The following is an 18,675-nucleotide window of genomic DNA, read 5'->3' as shown; positions in this document are numbered from 1 at the left end:
AAGCTCATGGAGCGCCTAGTCAATTTTCGCGACAATCAGGAACAGCAGGCCGACGATCACAATAATCTGCAGGCCTACGTTCGGGAGTCCTTCGATGATCTCGTTTTCGATGCCATCGAAAACAACAAGGCCTATGCGGGCTTCGACAGCACGGCGACGGCCACGACCGAGGTAACGTCGCAGCCGGGCCGCCTTTACACAAACGGCGCCGTCCATATCCAACTCGATGCGGTGAAGACGGAGCTTTTCACGTACTTGCCGACCGTCACGAAAAAGAAAGTCGTGCTCGTTACCTGGGCGAGCGAGACGGGCGAACTTCAGGTCGAAGGTCGCGACTTCCTGATCAACGTCGATACCGGCGAAACGCAGCCGAAGTCGGTGCCGATGGAAAGCCGCCGCGTTGCGAACGTAAGCCCGCGCGCCGGCGTCGAAAGCCCTGACCCGCAGTTGCCGCCGATCGCCGACACCGAATTGGCGTTCGCAATCGTCACGCTCAACCCCAACGGCATCGAAAGTGTCGAAATGGTCGCCGAAAACCGGCGGCCGCGCCTTTCCGACGTCGCCGATCAGCTCAAGCTCATCATCGACTGGAAAGAGATCACGGAGCCGCGCATCACGACGATCGCGTCGGACATTACGAACCTCGCGAACCAGGTCAACGGTGTCGCCAACAACCGCGATCTGTTCAATCTCTTTGCTGACGTCGCCCGTCTTAAGGAGATCGCCGAGCTTCCCGACGATTATGCGGCCTATGGAGCCGATCGCTTTCTGACGACGGATGAGTCCGATACCACGAACGTCAACTTTCTGGCGAAGGTTGAGGAAGGCATTCGCTTTTCCGATGCAAACGCCGGGCTTTCTGAACTCAACGTGTTCTCGGCGTTCGATCCGAACCAGAGCATCACGAACGGCCTCTTGCTGCCCGCCTATGACAACGTCACCCGCCTGAACATCACTGGTTATTCCGGCGAGGTTTCCATCAGCCAGTACGGCTATCAAACGGTCAGCGTGGTGCAGAAAATGATGTCGCGCCAGCGCATCCGTTACGGCACCACGTACACCTACTGCACGAACAGCGCATGGTGGCGGTCCGGCAGCTACGATCCGGTGACGCACATTTTCACGCGCAACGGCGAGACGTTCCTCGTGCTTTCTGGCGACACGTCGAAGAATCACCAGATGATCCGCTTGGAGCAATTCTGGGTCGACACCTACGAAGAGCCCTATTGGGATTACGTCGTCAATAATCTGTCCATCACTGGCGCGCTCGTCGCTCAGTCTTTCCTGAACTCGCAGGATGGCTGGCTCACCCAGATCGGCTTTTATCTCACGCGCAAGGCGGCGAACGGCAACATCACGCTAACGATCGTCGAGACGACGAATGGCGCCCCGGATCTCACCAAGGCGGTCATGAGCACGACGGTCGATTACACCAAGCTGAAGCTTTATCCAGCGCAAACCTTAGTTGACGTGCCGCCGACTTATCTTAAGGCTGGCACGCGCTATGCGCTCGTCATCACCACGAACGCGAACCACTGGATCGCGATGGCGTCGGGGAATTCCTACGCTCAGGGCACGTTCTTCTATTCGACCGACGGCGCATTCTATCAGGGCGATCTAACAAAAGATGCCATGATCACGTTGAATTTCGCCTCGTTCGACAACCCACGCGTCGTCATTACCATGCAACCGCTGCAGTTGGACGGCGGTATCGCGGCGATCGACATTAACGCCGACATGATCGTCTCGGCGGCGTGCCAGCTTGTCTTCGAGGTGCAGGTCAACGGCAATTGGATTCCGTTGAGTTCGGTCAACACGCAGGCCCTGATCGGGCTTCCGCCGCTGTTGCCGTTGCGCGCGGTCTTCGTCGGCACGAGCGATATCATGCCGGGCTTGAAGTTGGCGGGATCGCAGGTGCTCGTCTCGCGTCCGCGCACCGTTTTCAAGCACATCTCGACCGAGTGTGTGCGCGTCTCAACGACGACGGTACGCATTCAGGTTCGCTATGAGAATTGGAACACCGCGAACCATACGATCGCCTGCTCGCTGCTCGTCGGTGCTGCCTTCGACACGGTCGAGACGGCGGACGTCACGGAAACCGTTGTCGAAAGCGATTACGCCATCCACCGGACCTATACGTTCAATCTGGCGGCGGCCCACGACAGCTTTAAAATCGTTTTTGACGGCACCACGTCGTCTGCGCTTGACGTGTTCCACGTCTCCGAGCGCGTCGACGTTGAATTCGCATAAGCGGGCGCGGCAGCGTTTCCCGTCACTCGAACACTCTCAACATTTGGAGAATCCCTAATGGCTAAATCACCGGCCAATGCGACGCCTGCTGCTCAGGCGACGGAAGTTAGCATCGCACTGCCGATCCAGCCGGACGCCTTCTACAAGGTGAAGGTCAATCGCGTGGCGACGATCGGCAACCACAAGATTCGGCCAAGCGGCGACTACACGCTCAAAGGCCGCGCCGTGACCGCTCTCGGCGATGCGGTGAAGTCTTACACCCTCACCATGCCCGAAGGCTGACGCGAACCGCAGAAAACACTTCGGCTCACAGAGGCAAGTCATGAACAGGTTCGACGGTCAGTATAAACTGCGGCTTCGGGACAACATCGGCAATCCCGACGTTCTAAATTTCCGCTTCCAGGATATCGACAAGCGCGTCGGCTCGCTCGAAGACGTCGACAAAACCTGGGAAGCCGCAGTCGATAAGCTCAACAAGACCGGATCGGAGCAGGTCAACGCCGCCCTCGCGCCGGTCTATGCGCGCATTCAGGCGTTCGCGAGCCTTAACACGGTGTTCTCGGCCCGGTCATCGACCGAGATCCCGCTCGAAGAAGGCCGCGTGACGTTGATTGTCGACGCCGACGACCGGACGTATTTCGCGCCAGCGGCATACATTTCCGGCTTCGTCTTTAACGATCTGAGCCGGGCGTGGCTTGGCAAGACGGTCAGTTACGACAATACGACGGGGGCGCTCGAAGTCGATATCGACCGCGTGACCGGTGTGGGGCAGGGCGCGAACTGGCAGATCCACGCGGCCTCTGCGACGGACAACGCCTCTGCCGCCGCGGCTGCCGCGCAAGCCGCGGCCACTGCGACTACCGCGTCGGATGCCGCCGTCGCCGCTGCGGCCACGATCGGCGAGAAGACGACGCTTGCGACGACGGCCGCTACCGATGCCGTCGCCGCTCGCGATGCCGCGGCATCGAGCGCGACTCTCGTCTCGCAGATCCGCGCTGCCGTCCAGTCGATGAACGACGAGGTGCGCGCCAATTACTCGGCCTTCAACGAGCGCTATCTCGGTGCCAAGGCCGCAGACCCGATGAAAACCAATTCGGGTGCGGCGCTTACGAACGGCATCTTGTATTACAACACCACCGTCGGCGAGATGCGCATTTTCAAATCCTCGATCGGCGGTTGGGTGGCCGCCTATATCTCAGCACCGGACACGCCGGTCACGACAGTATTCGGCCGGGATGGTGTCGTTGGGGCGGCAGACGGCGACTATAACGCCGCGCAAATCGTTGTCGATCCGAGCGAGAACATCACTTCGACGCGCGTCGCCGCGGCGCTTGAAGAAATTGCCGCCGCCGCCGCAGCGAAGGCGAGCCCTGCGACGACGCTGGCCGGTTACGGTATCACCGACGCCTACACTAAGGATGAAATCGACGTCGCAATCGGCGACGGCATCACGGACAAAGCCGACAAGGCGACGACGCTAGCGGGTTACGGCATCGCCGATGCCTATACCAAAGACGAAATCGACACGGCTGTTTCAAGCAAAGCCGACGCATCCGCGGTCTACACCAAAGGCCAAGTCGATACCGCCTTGAGCGGCAAAGCCACCAAGGCGACGACGCTGGCCGGTTACGGCATTGCCGACGCGTACAAGAAAAGCGAAGTCGACACGGCAATGAACTCGATTTCTGGTTCAATCGCCACGGGACTCGGCAACAAGGCAGACAAAGCGACGACGCTCGCAGGCTACGGCATCGCCGACGCATACAAGAAGTCGGAAGTCGATAGCGCGCTTCAGGGAAAAGCGAATGCGACGGACGTAACGACCGCCCTTGCCGGAAAGCAGGCCACTCTCGGCTTTACGCCGCTTGATGCCGCCGCCTACACGGCCGCCGACGTCATGGCGAAAGTAAAAGCGAATGACGGTTCCGGAAGCGGTCTCGACGCCGACACTTTAGACGGGCTGCACGCGGCATCGTTTTACAGCAACGCCTCTCAAGTCGGCGCAGCGATGGTCAACCTCGGTCTTGGCGGCATCGGCACGTATGGCTTTTTCAATGGCCCGATGGGCGGCGCTGGCGCGACGGTCGCGGGTAGCACGTTGTCGTGGGCGGATGGCGACAACGAATGGGCGGGCACGCATCCGACCGGAACTTGGCGGCGGTGCGGTTACATCGCCGATAATGACGACACAACACTCTTTCAAAGGATCGCGTAATGTCCGATCAAGCTGCCTCCCCCGGCGCAGACGATGGCGCACAGATCGAAATCCAAAATCCAACGTACAACGTGCGGGGCACGATCGACTGCACCATCATTCATCCGGTTCATGGTCCATTGCCCTTTACCGCGAGCCCAGACGACGACGAGCCGTTCGGCCGTGAGATCTACGCGCGAGCGGTCGCAATGGGGCCGGCGTCCTTTGTCGCTTCACAGGATGATCTGATCGCGTACGCAGATCAGAAACACGCTGCCGTTATGGCCGGCGGATGCGTGATCAACGGTGTCCCGGTGGCGACGACGATCCGCGGTATGACGCTGTTGAATGGCGCTGTTTCGCGTGCGGAGAAAAACCCAAGCGCGATCGCCAATTGGGTCGTCGGGCCGGATCAAACCATTGCGCTGGACGCAGCGACGGCAATCGCTCTCGGCCTCGCCGTCGGCGATTGGATCCAAACAACTTACGATGCCCTTTCAGCGGTTTATGCGCAGATCCGCGCGACCACCATCACGACATTCGCGCAGATCGATGCTGCGCAATGGCCTTCGAACACCTGATCCAACATAGAGGAACGAAACATGGCCTTTATCTCTGACACCGCTCTCGATGCTGCGCTCGCAAAGATCAAGACAGCGACTCGTCTCGACATTTGCTCGGCTGAGCCGACGACCTACGCCGATGCTACGGGCACCGACTCGCTCGGCAACAAGACCGGCATCGCCATCGGCGACCCGGCCGACCGCGCTCCGGATGGCCGGAAAGTGACAGTCGCCGCGATCGCCGATGGAGCCGTGACGGCAACGGGTGAGGCGGCCTTCTGGGCGATCTCCGACGTCGCCAACAGCATCTTGCTCGCAACCGGCTCGATCAGCGATCCGCAGGAAGTGACGAACGGGAACGTGTTCACGCTCGCTGCCTTCGACGTCGGCATCCCGGACGCGGCGTAAGTCCGCTTCGCGCATCTAGGAATACAGCGGCAATCGAGGTGAGACATGGCGACCGACAAACTTGAAGTCGGTGAAGGAACGTCCGGCAAATTCGTCGCGACGAACACCATCACCGAGGACAGCGTAACGAAGCATATCGAGCGCGTGTCTCTAAACGAAGCGGACGGCTCGGCCGTCCGTTTCAGAAGCTCAACACCATCGCTCACGAGCGTGGCGGCGGCGACCGCAAGCAGGCAGATCCTTGCGGCGAATGCGGCTCGCGTTGGGTCAACGATCATGAACGAGTCGACGGCGACGCTCTATCTCGCGCTCGCGACGGCTGCGTCTCTGACAGCCTACACGGTGCAAATACCGCCCGGAGGCTACTATGAAACGCCCTTCGGCTATCAGGGCGCGATCTACGGCATTTGGTCGGCGGCCAACGGCTACGCCCGCGTGACGGAGTTGACCTGATGGCGCTCTATAATCCGCTGCTAACGCTCGTCGCGAACATCTGGAAAAAGCAGCAGTCCTTTTCGCTGGTGGCGCTCACAGATGCGGCGAACATCGCGTGGGACGTCGCGGGCGCGCAGAAAGCCAAGGTGACGCTTGGCGGCAATCGAACCATCAACGCGGTCTCGAATGCTGTCGAGGGCACCACGTATCTTCTCTGGGTCATTCAGGACGCCACCGGCTCGCGCACGCTGACGTGGGCGACGACGGGGACGGGGTCGTTCGATTTCGGCACAGCCGGCGCGCCGACGCTAACGACGGCGGCGAGCAAGGCTGATCTTTTGCAATTCGAAGCGGTGACGATCGGCGGAACGCTGAAACTGCGCTTCGTGGGCCTCGCGAAAGGGTACGGCTGATGATCGCGACATTCCCCATGGTCGGGCAGGGGCTCACTGCGCCATCTGCGGCGCCGGCCATCATCGGGGCTACGCAGTCCGGCGGCGCATCATCAAGTGCTTGGGCCGCTTGGCCAGATGACATACAGCCGGGCGACTTGATCGTGTCGTTTGTCGGGGCTCGCGGCGCTGCAAACAACATGGTTATGCATTCGGACGTTGGCTTTCTGACGCAACTGCATGGCCCGGATTTCAAACAGACCGACGACGGCTACATCGCGTCGTGGATATTCTATCGCTTCTGCGATGGGTCCGAGGATGGCGGTACATCGTATAGTGGCGATGGCGTGTCGCGCATCGGTATCTCGTACATTCTGATCCGTGGCGCCGATCCTGCCGCGCCATTCGGAACGATTGCCACGGCGAGCGGCGACGATCCTGATGAGCGCGTTCCGGTAACGGTCAATGTTGGGGCCGACGGCTCGCTCGTTCTGGTGTTTTCTGTCGGCTGGGACAACTGGAGCAACTCCGTGGCGGATGTGGTGACCGGCCTCGACACCGTCATAACGACAGGTGAAGACGCAATGGGCATCTACTCTGCGACGCCGCCGGCTGGGTCTTACACCTCTCCCGCCATCCCTCAGGACACATCCGACAACCCGCAAAACCTGCAAACAGCGTTCGTGATCTATTCGACGGCGCCATAAGCGAGGCACATCGTGGCATCTACGACCTACACCCTCAACGGCGCGAACTTAACGCCCGGCCAGCCATTTGTTGAAAGCGGCATTGCATATCCCGCGAATTGGCTGGCGCTCGCATCCAACGACGATCTGGCGGCGCATGGGATCGTAAAAACCGTAGTTTCCGATCCAGACCCAACACCGGAAGAAATCAAGGCTCGGCTCGTCGCTGTTGCCGATCGCAAGATCCTTGCTCTCCAAGCGTCGGGCGTGACGATCAACGGTGTCGCGGTAGAGACCACCGAAAAAGGCCTGATCATGATCGGCGGCGCCGCGCAGCGCGCTGACAAAGATCCAAGCGCCGTCTGCCACTGGACCATCGCGCCGGGGGTGGACGTCGATCTCAATGCTGAGACAACGACCGCACTGGGACTTGCTGTCAGCAATTGGGTCGATGCGGGATACGTCACGCTTCGCGCGGTCTATGCGGCGATCGACGCCGGGACGATCACGACGGCAGCACAAGTCGAGGACCCGACGACGGTTGGCGTTATGGGTTGGCCTGTGGCGACGATCACGACTTGATGCGCCGAAATTCCTGCTCTTGTAGGGCCTGAGCATGTTCCTACTGTTTTTCTCGCCTGAAAAAGCGACGGTCGTTGACCTTGCGGCCGATGGCATCGTTGCTTCGCCGCCTTCAGTCGGCGCTCCGGGCTTGGGCCAAAATCACGCGCTACATGCGAGCGCTGTTTCGTCGAGAAGTCCAGTCGTCGGCAGCCCAGCGACGGGACAGCGGCACGATCTCGTTGCACGATCGGTCGCATCCGCCGCTCCCGTGGCAGATAGCGTCACGCTCGGCCAGAAACACGCGCTGGCGGGCTTGTCGATTGGCGCAGGCACACCTCCAGCGGCACAGCCCGCCATCGGCCAGCGACACGCGCTTGATGCCATAGACATCACGACAGCAGAGCCGAGCGTCGGCGTCCCGGCGATGGGTGTTCGAGGCGAGCTTGTCGCGGACAGCATCGCGGCGGGAATCCCGGCGGTTGGCAGCCCGGCAATGAGACAGCGGCACGATCTCGCCGCTCTCTCGGTCTCGTCCGCCGCTCCCGTTGCAGATAGCGTCACGATCGGCCAGAAACATGCGCTGGCGGGTTTGTCGATTGCGGCAGGCTTGCCTACAGCGGCACAGCCCGCCGTCGGCCAGCGCCATGCGCTCGATGCGAGAGACCTTGCGACAACAGAGCCGAGCGTCGGCGCCCCGGCGATGGGCGTTCAAGGTCAGCTTGTCGCGGATAGCGTCGCAGCGGGATTTCCGGCCGTCGGCAGCCCGGCGATGGGGCAATGGCATGATTTCGCGGCGAACTCTGTCGCGTCCGGCGCTCCGTCGCCCGGCAACGTTGCGATCGGCCAGAAACACGTCCTGACGGCTTCGTCGAATGACGCCGGTGCACCTACGGCGGGGCGGCCCGTCATCGGCCAGCGCCATGCGCTCGCGGCGCAGAACATCGTTGCTAAATCGCCCGCCATTGATCGGCCGGTTCTGAGGCAGACGAACAAGCTCACCGCGGTCGAGACCACGGCCGGCGCGCCCGTCGTCGGATCTCCGACGCTGGGGAAAGTTCCCGTCTTTGAGGCGTCGTCGATTGCATCCGGTGCGCCGAGTGTCGGAGCGCCCGCACTCGGCCGCATCGTAAAGCTTCGCGCTGCGAATCTTGCGGGCGGCGCCCCGATTATCGTTCCGCCCGACCTGCGCCAGCGCCATGCGCTTGCGGCGCAGGGCATCGAGTTCGGATTTGTGATGCCCAGGCCGGTGCTCGGTGCGCCGACGGCCGGCCTGATCATTTCGGTTACGGCCGGGCTCAAAACATCGCCGTTCACGGCGACCGCAAAAGTCGGCTTCACGCGCGCCGACGTAACGATAGAGGTCAAATTGTGATTGACGTTCCAATCAAGACGCGGGCCGGCGACACGGTCGTTATCGACGTTGCCGTCGTCGACGAAGACACCGGCGCGCCTATCAATCTCTCAACGGCAATTCTGCGCTGGGGGATCAGGCCGCGCCTGATCGCAGGCGGCCGAACGGTTTCCAAGTCGTCTCTACCGAACGACGGAATCGTGATCATGGGCGCATCCTCCAATGTCGCCCGCGTGACTGTGCCGAAGGGCGAGTTGCCTGCTGGCAAGTGGACGCACGAACTTGAGGTGACGCTCGCATCCGGAGCGAGCCTAACCGTCGCCTCTGGCAATCTCGACGCCGACCCGGCGGTGTTCCCCGCCTAACCCTAACCGACAATCTGAAACGCCAATCAGGCCGCCTTTGCAGGGCGGCCTTTTTTTTCACCTGCAAGGAGCCCACACGATGGCAGTCGACATTTCTTTCCACCACGGCACGCGCACGTTCGAAGTCAACGAGGACGTGATCAGCATCCGCACGTCGCAGTCGGCGGTCATCTCGCTACACGGCACCGCGCCTGACGCCGACGAGGACACGTTCCCGATCGACATGCCCGTCCTCATCAAGGGTGCATCGAACTACTCGATCGCCGACAAGCTCGGGACGACAGGCACGCTCCGCAAGGCGCTCGATGCCATCTTCGATCAGGGCGGCGACAGTCGCCTCGGTGCCTACGTGTACGTCACGCGGCACGAGCAGGGGCAGACGAGCCAAGAGACGCTATCGAACATTGTCGGCGATGGCCCGACCATGACCGGCGTCCACGCGGCGTTCAAAATCGAAGGTCTTTATGGCCGCAACCTCGGTCCGCGGATCTTCATTGCGCCGGGCTTCACGCAGGCGCTGGCCTCGGACGGCGTCTCTGCCATCGCCGTCACGGCACCGGGCGAGAACTACGGCCCGGATACGACGTTGACCGTCGTCGGCGGCAGCGGTCATGGAGCAGAACTCACGCCGATCATTGTCGAGGGTGCATTCACCGGCGTCGCCATCGTCAAGCCGGGCTGGGGTTACCAGTCTGGCGAGGATGCGCCGACGATCCAAGTCAGCAACGCCGGTGCCGGCGCTGGCGTCACGTTTCAGGTCACGATCGGCACCGTGGGCAATCCCGTCGCCCATGAACTCGAAGGGATTTGCTCTCAATTGAAGGCCGTGGCTTTCATCGACGGTCCGAACACGACCGACGACGCGGCCGTCATCACGCGCGAAAAGTACGGCACCGATCGGTTCATGATCTGCGATCCGCAAGTACAGGTCTATGACACCGATCTCGACGCTTACGTTCCGGAGCCGTCATCGGCGCGCTTCGCGGGCGTCCAGTGCCGCGTCGACCGCGATCAGGGCTTCGTCAAGTCGGTATCGAACGAGCTGATCTACGGCATCGATGGCGTCACGCGGCCGATCGTGTACGGCAACCAGACTGATTACCTCAACGAAAATTGCGTCTCCACGATCGTCAATTTCGGCGAGGGCTATCGCACCTGGGGCAACCGCACGACGGCCAACACGTTCCTGTCGGTCCGCCGCACGCGTGACTTTGTGAACGAGGCGATCGAGAAGGCTTATCTTGAGTTCGTCGACAAGCCGCTCACCGAAGCCAATCTCAAGTTTCTCGTTGAAAGCGCCCGCGCCTTCCTGCGCACGCTCGAAGCCGAGGGCTACTTGCTGCGCGGTTCGGACGTGTGGCTCGATGAGGAACTGAATGCGCCGACCGAGCTTCGTCAGGGCCGCGTGACGCTGTCCATCAAGTACGAAGTGCCGCCGCCGATGGAAGATATCCGCATCGAAGCCTACCAGAACATTCAGGCTTACACGCTGCTGCTGCAGCGCGTCGGCGCGGCGATCGAAGGCGGTTCGATCTCTCTGAGCACGAGCACGAGCATCGGCTCAAGCGCCACCTAACAACTAGCGCGGTCGGCGCTCTCGTCGGCCACCTTTCACATCTACCGGCAACAATCGAACACAGGAGTTTCACGCAATGGCGAGTGAACGGCCGCGCTATTTGATGCGCAACGCTACGCTCTGGGTCAACCGCATCAGTCAGATCGGGCAGGCGAGCGAAATCGGCTTCCCATCTCTCAAGCGAAAGATGGAGAAGGTTTTCAACGCGGGTATGGAAACCGAAATCGAAGTTCCGATGGGCTATGAGGCTCCGGAGCTTGGTTTCAAAATGACGAGCTTCGACCCGGCCGTGCTGACGTTGTTCGGCCTCGCGATCGGCGTCGAGACGGAATACATGGCGACCGGCGCTCTCGTCGACGACGATGGCACCACGCATTCTGCGGTGGCCTACTTCCGCGGCATGCTGAGCGAATTGACGCCGGACGCTCACAAGCGCGGCGACGTGGCGAACGTCGATTACAAAATGTCGTTCCGCTACTACAAGCTCGAGATCGACGGCCAGCCGATCTACGAAATCGATCCGTTCGAGATCAAGATCGGCGGCGTGAGCCAAACGCAGAACATCCGTCGCGCCTTGCTCGTGAGCTAAACTAAACCGCAGTCACCAAACCAAAAGGTCCGGCAGGGGAAGCCGGGCCTTTTTCATTTTTGAGGGAGAGACACTATGACGACCAAACGTACCGGCCTCGTCGCCGCCACACAGGAACCTGCGCAGGAATCGACCGCCGGGGCGCTATTGCCACTTTCGCGGCCGATCAGCGACGGGGCGCAGATCTGGAACGAACTCACGATCAAGGAGCCGACGCTCGCCGATCACATTATGTCGGATCAGAAGCCGGAAGGCATGGCCCAAGTCATTGCGCTTTATGCGATCGTCTCAGGCGTGCCCGAGGAAGCGATCCGCCGGATGAAGACGCAGGATTCTCGAAAGCTTCAGGCGATCATCGAGCAGCGCGCAGAGGATGCGCCGGAACCGATCACCGAAGCAGACGGCGCTACGTTCACGCTTCTGCATCCGATCGATGCCGGCGGCCGGAAAGTCACCACGATCACACTGCGCGAGCCAGACCTTGAGGCCGGCATTGCTATCGAGAAGGTCAAGGGCGGTCCCAATCAGGTCACTGCAGCGTCGATCGCCGTTCTGTCTGGGCTCACCATCCCGGTTATCGCCAAGCTTCAAATGAAAGACGTTTGGCGGATGGAGGAATGGCTGCTCCCTTTTCTCAACGATACCGACCCGATGCCGGATGGCGAAATATAGCCGTCGCTCTCTGCGACGGCCTGCACTCGTCGATCTCGGACGTGCTTCGCATCAAGCTCGATGATGCCTTCCAATGGATTGAAGCCGTCAACTTCTATCGGAAACCTCCTAACGAATAGAGGCCCTCGTGGCTAATCTTAGTTCACGGCTCGTTATTAGCCTGACCGATCGCGTATCGGGTCCGGCGAAGAACATCGCCACTTCTCTGAAGCAATTGCGCAGTCGGGCCACGACGAGCTCGTTCCGCGTTATGCGCGAGGAAGCCGGACGTGCTCGCGAGCACTTCCGGTCGCTGGCGACGACGACAGCCGCCGCCGGCGTGGGCCTCTATGCCTTCATGCAATCGACTAAAAATTTTAACGAGTCGAAGTGGGGTTACGGCTTCGCACGGCTCTCCGATTACATGAAGGACGGGAAAACAGACTGGGCGGCGTGGCGAAAGGATATGGACGCCACGGCGAAAAGCGCCCGCGCACTCGCGACGCGCATTGGCACGACCGCCGATGAAACGATGAAGGCGCGCGAGGAAGTGCAGAAGGTCGGCCTATCCGGACCGGCTGCAGACTCCGTATGGAAAGCCGCGCTCGGACTTCACATGACCGAGCCCGAGGCGTTGGCGTCCGGAGACGCCGTGCAGTTCATGAACGCAATCTACAACGCCTACGCAAAGCAGCGCGAAGCTCTTGCCAAGAAGATGGGTAAAGACGCTAACGATCCAGGCTTCATTGACGCTTGGATTAAGGGCATTGCCGGAAAGGTTGCGGTCGCCGGCGCCGCCAGCGCGCTCGGTCCTGGCAGCATCATCGAGGGCATGCGACAGTTCGCGCCACAGTGGGCGTCGATGGGAATTTCGCCGGAGTTTGCGCTGGCAGCGCTTGCGCACGGCTCAAACTACGGATTCGGCGCTTCGGAACTCGGGACGTCCTTTAAGTCGATGGCGGCGCATGTCATCAAGCCGACCGCTGCGGGGCTGAAGGCGCTTGATGCGCTAGGCATCAATCGCGCCAAATATACAGACGGCGTCGCTGCCTATCCGGGGAAAGCCACGCAGCAGTTAAACAGTCTGCTCGGCGGCGGTCTTAGCAAACGGCAGAAGGCATGGGTCGAGAGGCAGCTAAAGCACGCGCAAGAGAAAGGGATTACGGCTAGCCCAGAATTCCAGCAGAACCTGACGAACCGGCTGATGAAATATCGCGGTTTGACGACGGAGGCCGATCGCGAGTCGGTTCGAAATGCAGTCGCAAACTCCGTGACGACGACCGGCTCAAATTTCGATCTCCAGGGTTTCATAAAAGAGCTGGTCGATAAAAAGGCCGGTCCTGGCGCATTGATGGATATCTTCGAAGGCAAGCACTATGCTCGCGATACGCCAATTTTTCAGTATTACGACAAGCTATACGCGCTCTTTCAGCAGCTTCAATCTGTAGACGGGTCGTTCCTCGACAACGCTATGAGTGCCCGAAAGGATTCTGAGGCAGGCACTGCCGATCAGGTCGCCGGCGCGTGGCAGGAATTGCAGCTAAAGTTGCAGGACACTGGCGCGATCGAGAAGGCGAAAGGCGCGATTATTGATCTCTCGACCGCCATCGGTGCACTCCCTGGCACCGTAACCACGGCGATCGGCGGGCTGCTTCTAGCAGGCTTGGTGGCTAGTCCGCTCATGGCGTTAGGAGGGTTGGCAAAGGCAGGCGGTCGCGCGGCGGTGGCCGGTGCGCGCTGGCTCGGCTGGGGCGGCGCAGCGGAGGGTGCCGCCGGTGGTGCTGCTTTATTCAGCATGAAAAATTGGAAAGCAGGATCGGCCGCCGCGAAGATTGCGAACCAAAGAATGATCCTCGGAATGACCGGCGCGCGTGGCGCGTTGGCTTCCGACCTTATGATTGCCGGCATGGGCGCTGCTGGCGCGACCGCTGCCACAACGACCGGCCGCAGCCTGCTGGCGCGCGCTGGCGCGCTTCTGATCCCTGGGCTCGGCTATGTCATGCTGGGCGCGTCTGCTGGCACCGGCATCTATGCTGCGTACAAGGACTATCAGAAAACCGGCAGCGTCCTGAGCGCCATCAAAGCGTTCGGGTGGGGATTCCTCACAATGGGGATGGGCGGTGACGCTCAAGCGGCTGAAGCTCCGAATGGCGGTGCACAAGGGCAAAACGGCCCAGCAGCCAGCGATCAGGTCATAGCGATCGCGCGACAGACTGCCGATCAAATTCGCTCGATCTTCGCGGGCGTCAATCTCTCGGCGGAAGGCCAGCGCCTCATGGAAAGCCTTGCCGCTGGCATGCGCGCGGGTATTCCCGCCGTTCAGTCCGCCGCATCGAGCGCCCAGGCCGCGGCGGCCGCGAATGCGCTTCGCGGCGCTTATCACGACGGAGCACGCTGATGGCCGCACAAGGTCCGACGCCGATGGCGCTGGGGGGCTTTGCCTTCCGCGCGCTCGGGTTCTCGTTCAACACCCAGGAAATCGATCTTGATACGCCGTGGGCGGAGATCGAAGTCTGTTATCGGCTGACCGCCCTCCAATGGACGGGGCCGCGCGACGATCGTTTCGCAATCAAGGGCATCGTGTTCGAGGAAGAATTCGGCGGCTTGTCGTCGCTCGAAGGCATCCGGGCGTCGGCCAAAAGCGGCACGCCGCTGATGCTCGTGACGTTCTCCGGAAAGGTCCACGGCCGCCATGCGATCCAGCGCGTCTCGCAGGAACGTGACGCGATCCGATACGACGGCCTTGCCCGCCGGACGAGCTATTCGATTGAGCTTCGAAGATTGGAGGCGCTCTGATGGCGAGGACCTACGTCACCGTCGACGGCGATATGATCGACATGATCTGTTATCGTTTCTACGACGGCAAACAATCCGGCGCAGTCGAGGCTGTGCTCGATGCGAACTACGCCGTGCGGCTCTCAGAACAACCGGCAATCCTGCCGCGTGGCATCAAGATCGTTTTGCCCGATCTCCCGACGACGCTTTCCAAGACACCGCTCGTGAAGCTCTGGGACTGATGCAATGTCGGCCGAACATCCGTCCATCATCATCACCGTAGACGGCAAGCCCGTCTCCGGTGTGTTTCTCGATCGCCTGATTTCAGTGACGATCACGGACAAAGAAGGGACGACGTCCGACACGATCGACCTTCAGCTCAACGCCGGGCCGCCGTTCCTAGCCGTGCCGCGAAAAAAGGCGATCATCGCCGCGTGGATCGAAGGCGAGTATTTTGGGGCCTTCACCGCCGACGACGTCGAACTGAAGTGTCTATCTTACACGCTTTCGATCCAAGGCAAGTCCGCCGACATGCGCGACGATCTCAAGCAGCATCGCAACCGGCATTGGGACGGCGCGACGTTCGGACAAGTGGCACAGCAGGTCGCCAGCGAGAACGGCCTTGTCGCGCAAGTTGATCCCGAGATCGCGGGTTTTGCCGGGAAAGATGGATACTTCGCGCAACTCTCGGAATCTGGACTGCACTACATCGATCGCATGGCGCGTCGGCTCGATGCGGTGTTCGCGATCAAAGACGGAAAGATGATCCTTGCGAAGAAGGGGTCGGGGGCAACGGCGAGCGGTATTTTGCTGCCTACGCTGATCGTCACGCCGCCCATGATCATCAAGGATACGTGCAGCATCAAATGGACGGAACGCGGTGCCTACAAGCAGGTGCGTGCCGCCTACCATGACACCGACGAGGGTAAGCGGAAGTATGAACTTGCGGCGAGCGCGCCGCGCGGCATGGCAATGTTGACGCTCCGGCACCAGGTCGCGAACCAGCAAGAAGCGAAGCGTGTCGCAACAGCGAAGGCCAATCAGCTTCAGCGAGACTCGATGACGACGAGCGTCGGGATCATCGGCAACACCGGCGCGCGCGGCGGCGCGACGATGATGTATGCGGGCGTGCATCCCGAAGCGGATGGCCAGCCAGTCATCATCGAGACGGCCTCGCACAAGTTCGACAAGGGCGGTGGCTACCGGGTCGATATTTCCGCCAAGACGCAAGTGCCCACAAAGGGCGGTGGCTCGGGTGGCGGGTCCGCCGGCGACGACTACTCAGATATCGCGTAACGCGCGGCGTTCTCGCGCACTTTTCTGCAAACATTGAGGGGTGACTATGACCTTGCCAGCAATGGCGGGCGCGACTGCGCCTGCGCCGGTGGAACCGCTTGTGCCGACTTTCTTCGATGAGAGTGAGCGAGAGCGGGCCGCAAAATACGAACAGGAATGGGACGTGATGCACCAGCGTCCGGAGCGCCTGGGCGGTACGATGGTCGCGGCCAAGCGCATTCTCGCGGGCAAAGAGCAGTACAAGAAAGTCGAACTCGCGCTCGGCATTCCGTGGCCGGTTGTCGGCTGCATTCATGAGCGCGAGTCATCGTGCGATTTCAAAACGCATCTGCACAACGGCGATCCGTTGACCAAGCGGACCACGCATGTCCCCAAGGGTCATCCGCAGGCGGGCTCGCCGCCGTTCGAATGGTTCGAGAGCGCCATCGATGCGCTGATGATGAAGCACGCCGACACGTTCGGGCCTTGGACGATCGGCGCAACGGGCGTCTTCCTCGAAGACTACAACGGCCGCGGTTACTTCAATCGTGGTTTGCCATCGCCCTACGTGCTCGCAGGTTCCGACCTCTACACGAAGGGCAAGTACGTCAAGGACGGAAAGTTCAGCAAGAATTTCGTCGACCCGCAGCCGGGCTGCTTCCCGTTGCTGCAGTGTCTGATCCAGCTCGACCCGTCGATCGTCGGCGAGCAGGAGCAGCCGCTGTTGCAGAAGGTCGCGGAGAAGCCGCTCGCGCTCGCGCCACCAGCGCCGCCTACCTCGGCGGTCGGCGAAGCTCTGAAATCCAAAACGGTGCACGCCACGTTCTGGGGCACGCTTCTTCTCAAAGCCGGAGCCGTCGCGAGCGTCATCGCTCAAGCATTCAATTCGGCGTTCTCATCGATGCCTGACATCAAGAACGACGTCGACACGCAGATGGGCGTGATCAACGGGCTGGCGTCCACCGCCCGGATCGATCTCACGACGGTCGCGACATGGCTGGGCGTCGTGCTGCTGCTCTGGGCGGTCAGCCGACACATCGATCTCAAAAAGTGGCTCAACCGAGGGGGTATCAACTAATGTGGATTCTTAATCTCATCGCCAAAGGCGGCCTTTGGGTCATCGGCAAAATAGGTCTGTCAGGTCTCCTGAAGACGGGCCTATCGTTCACATTCCCCGGATGGGGCACGCTTCTCTCGATGCTGATCGGCGGCATTCAGACCGCTGCCGCGTTCGTCTGGGAGCAACTCTCCAAGGCCATTGCTGATTGCGTGAAGAACCCGCGGGTTGGCATCATCATCGGCATAGCGCTCGTCGCGGGCAATTGGTACGGCTGGAACAACGGCCACAAGCAGGGCGAGGGCGATCTCGAAACCTACCGCCAGGAGGCCGTCGTCTATCAGCAGCAGGCCGACGCCACCGCGGCGGCTGCCAAGGCCGCGAAGGAAAAGGCCGAGGCCGCGGAGCTTGCGAAGATCGCCGCTGAAAAGAAGGCATCGAGCGCGACCTCGGAACTTGCCGAGGCTAAAGCCACAGCCGAGGCCAATGCGAAAGCGCTGGCAGACGCAAAGGCCGCCACCGCGAAGTCGAAGCGCACGCGATCGACAAGGGCGAAAAAGACGGTTGATCCGTGGTCGGCTTGGGTCACGCAGATCAAGAAAGCGTTCGGCACCTAAATGCGAGCCGCTCTTGTAATCTCCGCCACGCTGGCGCTTGCGGCGTGTGCGGAGACAAAGGCGCCGCCGCCGATGGTGAGGGAGCGCGCCTGCAGCGTTCTCGATCCATACACCGGCCGCGTCTCCGACATTAAGCCGGATGACGCGCGCGTGTGGACGGCGGGGACTAACGCCGCTCTAGCCGAGTTGTGCAAAGGCGAAACGAAGTAGCTCGATTGAGGGGACAATGACGCAGGTATCGGGGGCCGCGGGCCATGAATTTGCCGACCGGGGACGAGAACGACTCGCGGGTGCTTTTGGGTCGGCTTATCGAGCGGATCGACCAGACGGACAATTGGGCGACAGATTGGATCAATTACTACAACTTTCGACTGGAAGTTGGGGCGAAGGAGATGGCGAATTTGGGATCGCGCGTCGCTTCGCTCGAAACGCACCTCCGCCTAACAGGGCCGCCGGGGTCGGAGCGTCAAGAGGCGGAAAAGAAGCGGAGTATGGTACACGCGTTGATCGAACTTCTGATCGAACTCATCAAGGCGGCGAAGGAGTTCGTCGAAGCGGTCGCGTCTCTGAAGGAAGTCGCGATCGCCATCGCGATCATCGTGGCGGCGGCCAGCGTCGCGTCGCATCCGGAAGCATTGAAGGGCCTAATCGATACCTACGTTGCAAGTGGCCGCGAAGGGCACGAGTAGGGCTGTGGTTGATGGCGTTCGCCATGTCGATCGGCGCGGTCGTCGCCGTCGTCATGACGCCGACGCGCCACGCGAAGCTATCGAGCGAGTCGCGCCACGAACCAGCACAAGAGCGGATTGAGGCCGCCCGGCTCATCGCGGAAATGTCGGCCGGTGCCGCCCGAAGGCTAGACCGACCGCCAATCGTCCAATTTTGACTCTCGGCGGGCATCTAGGCCCTAGGCCGATACAGCCCTAG

Annotated in this window: 23 protein-coding genes; all 23 read left to right on the top strand. The window is 61.1% G+C overall.

Going from position 1 to position 18,675, the window contains the following annotated elements:
* The first annotated feature begins 6 nt into the window (after positions 1 to 6).
* The gene (locus tag ACLB1Z_RS12725) at positions 7 to 2,250 is read left to right on the top strand and encodes a hypothetical protein (RefSeq protein ID WP_409560192.1); all 2,244 of its coding nucleotides are present in this window, start codon (positions 7 to 9) and stop codon (positions 2,248 to 2,250) included.
* A gap of 57 nt (positions 2,251 to 2,307) precedes the next feature.
* Entirely contained in the window at positions 2,308 to 2,532 is a 225-nt protein-coding gene (locus tag ACLB1Z_RS12720; RefSeq protein WP_024275960.1) for a hypothetical protein, read from the top strand.
* Positions 2,533 to 2,572: 40 nt separating this feature from the next.
* The gene (locus ACLB1Z_RS12715; RefSeq protein ID WP_409560191.1) at positions 2,573 to 4,465 is read left to right on the top strand and encodes a hypothetical protein; all 1,893 of its coding nucleotides are present in this window, start codon (positions 2,573 to 2,575) and stop codon (positions 4,463 to 4,465) included.
* Positions 4,465 to 5,025 carry a hypothetical protein gene (locus ACLB1Z_RS12710; protein ID WP_409560190.1) on the top strand — a complete coding sequence of 187 codons (561 nt, stop codon included), beginning with the start codon at positions 4,465 to 4,467 and terminating at the stop codon, positions 5,023 to 5,025. Before ACLB1Z_RS12715 ends, ACLB1Z_RS12710 begins: the two co-directional genes overlap by 1 nt.
* A gap of 21 nt (positions 5,026 to 5,046) precedes the next feature.
* Positions 5,047 to 5,415, top strand: coding sequence for a hypothetical protein (locus tag ACLB1Z_RS12705; RefSeq protein ID WP_409560189.1), 369 nt, complete (start codon positions 5,047 to 5,049; stop codon positions 5,413 to 5,415).
* 45 nt (positions 5,416 to 5,460) lie between these two features.
* Positions 5,461 to 5,868 carry a hypothetical protein gene (locus ACLB1Z_RS12700; protein WP_409560188.1) on the top strand — a complete coding sequence of 136 codons (408 nt, stop codon included), beginning with the start codon at positions 5,461 to 5,463 and terminating at the stop codon, positions 5,866 to 5,868.
* The gene (locus ACLB1Z_RS12695) at positions 5,868 to 6,263 is read left to right on the top strand and encodes a hypothetical protein (RefSeq protein ID WP_409560187.1); all 396 of its coding nucleotides are present in this window, start codon (positions 5,868 to 5,870) and stop codon (positions 6,261 to 6,263) included. The genes ACLB1Z_RS12700 and ACLB1Z_RS12695 overlap by 1 nt, the downstream gene beginning before the upstream one ends.
* Entirely contained in the window at positions 6,263 to 6,949 is a 687-nt protein-coding gene (locus tag ACLB1Z_RS12690; protein WP_409560186.1) for a hypothetical protein, read from the top strand. The genes ACLB1Z_RS12695 and ACLB1Z_RS12690 overlap by 1 nt, the downstream gene beginning before the upstream one ends.
* Positions 6,950 to 6,961: 12 nt before the next feature.
* Positions 6,962 to 7,510: a DUF4376 domain-containing protein gene (locus ACLB1Z_RS12685; RefSeq protein WP_409560185.1), complete on the top strand. Its 549-nt coding sequence runs from the start codon at positions 6,962 to 6,964 to the stop codon at positions 7,508 to 7,510.
* Positions 7,511 to 7,544: 34 nt separating this feature from the next.
* Positions 7,545 to 8,864, top strand: a complete 1,320-nt coding sequence (locus ACLB1Z_RS12680) for a hypothetical protein (protein ID WP_409560184.1) — start codon at positions 7,545 to 7,547, stop codon at positions 8,862 to 8,864.
* Complete coding sequence (locus tag ACLB1Z_RS12675) at positions 8,861 to 9,208, top strand: hypothetical protein (RefSeq protein ID WP_024275951.1); 348 nt, start codon at positions 8,861 to 8,863, stop codon at positions 9,206 to 9,208. The genes ACLB1Z_RS12680 and ACLB1Z_RS12675 overlap by 4 nt, the downstream gene beginning before the upstream one ends.
* Positions 9,209 to 9,287: 79 nt before the next feature.
* Positions 9,288 to 10,784 (top strand): phage tail sheath subtilisin-like domain-containing protein, encoded by a 1,497-nt coding sequence (locus tag ACLB1Z_RS12670; RefSeq protein WP_024275950.1) that lies wholly within the window; start codon positions 9,288 to 9,290, stop codon positions 10,782 to 10,784.
* 76 nt (positions 10,785 to 10,860) lie between these two features.
* Positions 10,861 to 11,373, top strand: a complete 513-nt coding sequence (locus tag ACLB1Z_RS12665; protein WP_024275949.1) for a phage major tail tube protein — start codon at positions 10,861 to 10,863, stop codon at positions 11,371 to 11,373.
* Between the two features lie 75 nt (positions 11,374 to 11,448).
* Positions 11,449 to 12,045: a phage tail assembly protein gene (locus ACLB1Z_RS12660; RefSeq protein WP_024275948.1), complete on the top strand. Its 597-nt coding sequence runs from the start codon at positions 11,449 to 11,451 to the stop codon at positions 12,043 to 12,045.
* A 127-nt stretch (positions 12,046 to 12,172) separates the two neighbouring features.
* On the top strand, positions 12,173 to 14,422 hold the full coding sequence (locus tag ACLB1Z_RS12655) for a phage tail tape measure protein (RefSeq protein ID WP_409560183.1): 2,250 nt from the start codon (positions 12,173 to 12,175) through the stop codon (positions 14,420 to 14,422).
* A complete protein-coding gene (locus tag ACLB1Z_RS12650) occupies positions 14,422 to 14,820 on the top strand; it encodes a phage tail protein (RefSeq protein ID WP_409560182.1) in 399 nt (132 codons plus the stop codon). Before ACLB1Z_RS12655 ends, ACLB1Z_RS12650 begins: the two co-directional genes overlap by 1 nt.
* Positions 14,820 to 15,041 carry a tail protein X gene (locus ACLB1Z_RS12645; RefSeq protein ID WP_409560181.1) on the top strand — a complete coding sequence of 74 codons (222 nt, stop codon included), beginning with the start codon at positions 14,820 to 14,822 and terminating at the stop codon, positions 15,039 to 15,041. The genes ACLB1Z_RS12650 and ACLB1Z_RS12645 overlap by 1 nt, the downstream gene beginning before the upstream one ends.
* Positions 15,042 to 15,045: 4 nt before the next feature.
* Entirely contained in the window at positions 15,046 to 16,095 is a 1,050-nt protein-coding gene (locus ACLB1Z_RS12640) for a phage late control D family protein (RefSeq protein WP_409560180.1), read from the top strand.
* 46 nt (positions 16,096 to 16,141) lie between these two features.
* Positions 16,142 to 17,152: a hypothetical protein gene (locus ACLB1Z_RS12635; protein WP_409560179.1), complete on the top strand. Its 1,011-nt coding sequence runs from the start codon at positions 16,142 to 16,144 to the stop codon at positions 17,150 to 17,152.
* The gene (locus tag ACLB1Z_RS12630) at positions 17,152 to 17,748 is read left to right on the top strand and encodes a hypothetical protein (RefSeq protein ID WP_409560178.1); all 597 of its coding nucleotides are present in this window, start codon (positions 17,152 to 17,154) and stop codon (positions 17,746 to 17,748) included. Before ACLB1Z_RS12635 ends, ACLB1Z_RS12630 begins: the two co-directional genes overlap by 1 nt.
* A complete protein-coding gene (locus tag ACLB1Z_RS12625; RefSeq protein WP_409560177.1) occupies positions 17,749 to 17,958 on the top strand; it encodes a hypothetical protein in 210 nt (69 codons plus the stop codon).
* 44 nt (positions 17,959 to 18,002) lie between these two features.
* Positions 18,003 to 18,437 (top strand): hypothetical protein, encoded by a 435-nt coding sequence (locus ACLB1Z_RS12620; protein WP_409560176.1) that lies wholly within the window; start codon positions 18,003 to 18,005, stop codon positions 18,435 to 18,437.
* Between the two features lie 11 nt (positions 18,438 to 18,448).
* A complete protein-coding gene (locus tag ACLB1Z_RS12615; protein WP_409560175.1) occupies positions 18,449 to 18,634 on the top strand; it encodes a hypothetical protein in 186 nt (61 codons plus the stop codon).
* Positions 18,635 to 18,675 lie beyond the last annotated feature (41 nt).

Origin of the sequence: Hyphomicrobium sp. MC8b, from assembly GCF_905067615.1 — a bacterium.
Classification (GTDB): domain Bacteria; phylum Pseudomonadota; class Alphaproteobacteria; order Rhizobiales; family Hyphomicrobiaceae; genus Hyphomicrobium_B.
The sequence above is the reverse complement of the archived record's forward strand: the minus strand, read 5'-3'. Positions and strand labels throughout refer to the sequence as shown.

Excerpts from the sequence above, each read along its gene's own strand:
- ACLB1Z_RS12650 (WP_409560182.1), top strand. The coding sequence starts at position 14,422 with ATGGCCGCACAAGGTCCGACGCCGATGGCGCTGGGGGGCTTTGCCTTC.
- ACLB1Z_RS12645 (WP_409560181.1), top strand. The coding sequence starts at position 14,820 with ATGGCGAGGACCTACGTCACCGTCGACGGCGATATGATCGACATGATC.
- ACLB1Z_RS12690 (WP_409560186.1), top strand. The coding sequence starts at position 6,263 with ATGATCGCGACATTCCCCATGGTCGGGCAGGGGCTCACTGCGCCATCT.
- ACLB1Z_RS12635 (WP_409560179.1), top strand. The coding sequence starts at position 16,142 with ATGACCTTGCCAGCAATGGCGGGCGCGACTGCGCCTGCGCCGGTGGAA.
- ACLB1Z_RS12625 (WP_409560177.1), top strand. The coding sequence starts at position 17,749 with ATGCGAGCCGCTCTTGTAATCTCCGCCACGCTGGCGCTTGCGGCGTGT.
- ACLB1Z_RS12665 (WP_024275949.1), top strand. The coding sequence starts at position 10,861 with ATGGCGAGTGAACGGCCGCGCTATTTGATGCGCAACGCTACGCTCTGG.
- ACLB1Z_RS12615 (WP_409560175.1), top strand. The coding sequence starts at position 18,449 with ATGGCGTTCGCCATGTCGATCGGCGCGGTCGTCGCCGTCGTCATGACG.
- ACLB1Z_RS12715 (WP_409560191.1), top strand. The coding sequence starts at position 2,573 with ATGAACAGGTTCGACGGTCAGTATAAACTGCGGCTTCGGGACAACATC.
- ACLB1Z_RS12680 (WP_409560184.1), top strand. The coding sequence starts at position 7,545 with ATGTTCCTACTGTTTTTCTCGCCTGAAAAAGCGACGGTCGTTGACCTT.
- ACLB1Z_RS12725 (WP_409560192.1), top strand. The coding sequence starts at position 7 with ATGGAGCGCCTAGTCAATTTTCGCGACAATCAGGAACAGCAGGCCGAC.
- ACLB1Z_RS12670 (WP_024275950.1), top strand. The coding sequence starts at position 9,288 with ATGGCAGTCGACATTTCTTTCCACCACGGCACGCGCACGTTCGAAGTC.
- ACLB1Z_RS12630 (WP_409560178.1), top strand. The coding sequence starts at position 17,152 with ATGTGGATTCTTAATCTCATCGCCAAAGGCGGCCTTTGGGTCATCGGC.
- ACLB1Z_RS12700 (WP_409560188.1), top strand. The coding sequence starts at position 5,461 with ATGGCGACCGACAAACTTGAAGTCGGTGAAGGAACGTCCGGCAAATTC.
- ACLB1Z_RS12660 (WP_024275948.1), top strand. The coding sequence starts at position 11,449 with ATGACGACCAAACGTACCGGCCTCGTCGCCGCCACACAGGAACCTGCG.
- ACLB1Z_RS12620 (WP_409560176.1), top strand. The coding sequence starts at position 18,003 with ATGAATTTGCCGACCGGGGACGAGAACGACTCGCGGGTGCTTTTGGGT.
- ACLB1Z_RS12640 (WP_409560180.1), top strand. The coding sequence starts at position 15,046 with ATGTCGGCCGAACATCCGTCCATCATCATCACCGTAGACGGCAAGCCC.
- ACLB1Z_RS12720 (WP_024275960.1), top strand. The coding sequence starts at position 2,308 with ATGGCTAAATCACCGGCCAATGCGACGCCTGCTGCTCAGGCGACGGAA.
- ACLB1Z_RS12710 (WP_409560190.1), top strand. The coding sequence starts at position 4,465 with ATGTCCGATCAAGCTGCCTCCCCCGGCGCAGACGATGGCGCACAGATC.
- ACLB1Z_RS12705 (WP_409560189.1), top strand. The coding sequence starts at position 5,047 with ATGGCCTTTATCTCTGACACCGCTCTCGATGCTGCGCTCGCAAAGATC.
- ACLB1Z_RS12695 (WP_409560187.1), top strand. The coding sequence starts at position 5,868 with ATGGCGCTCTATAATCCGCTGCTAACGCTCGTCGCGAACATCTGGAAA.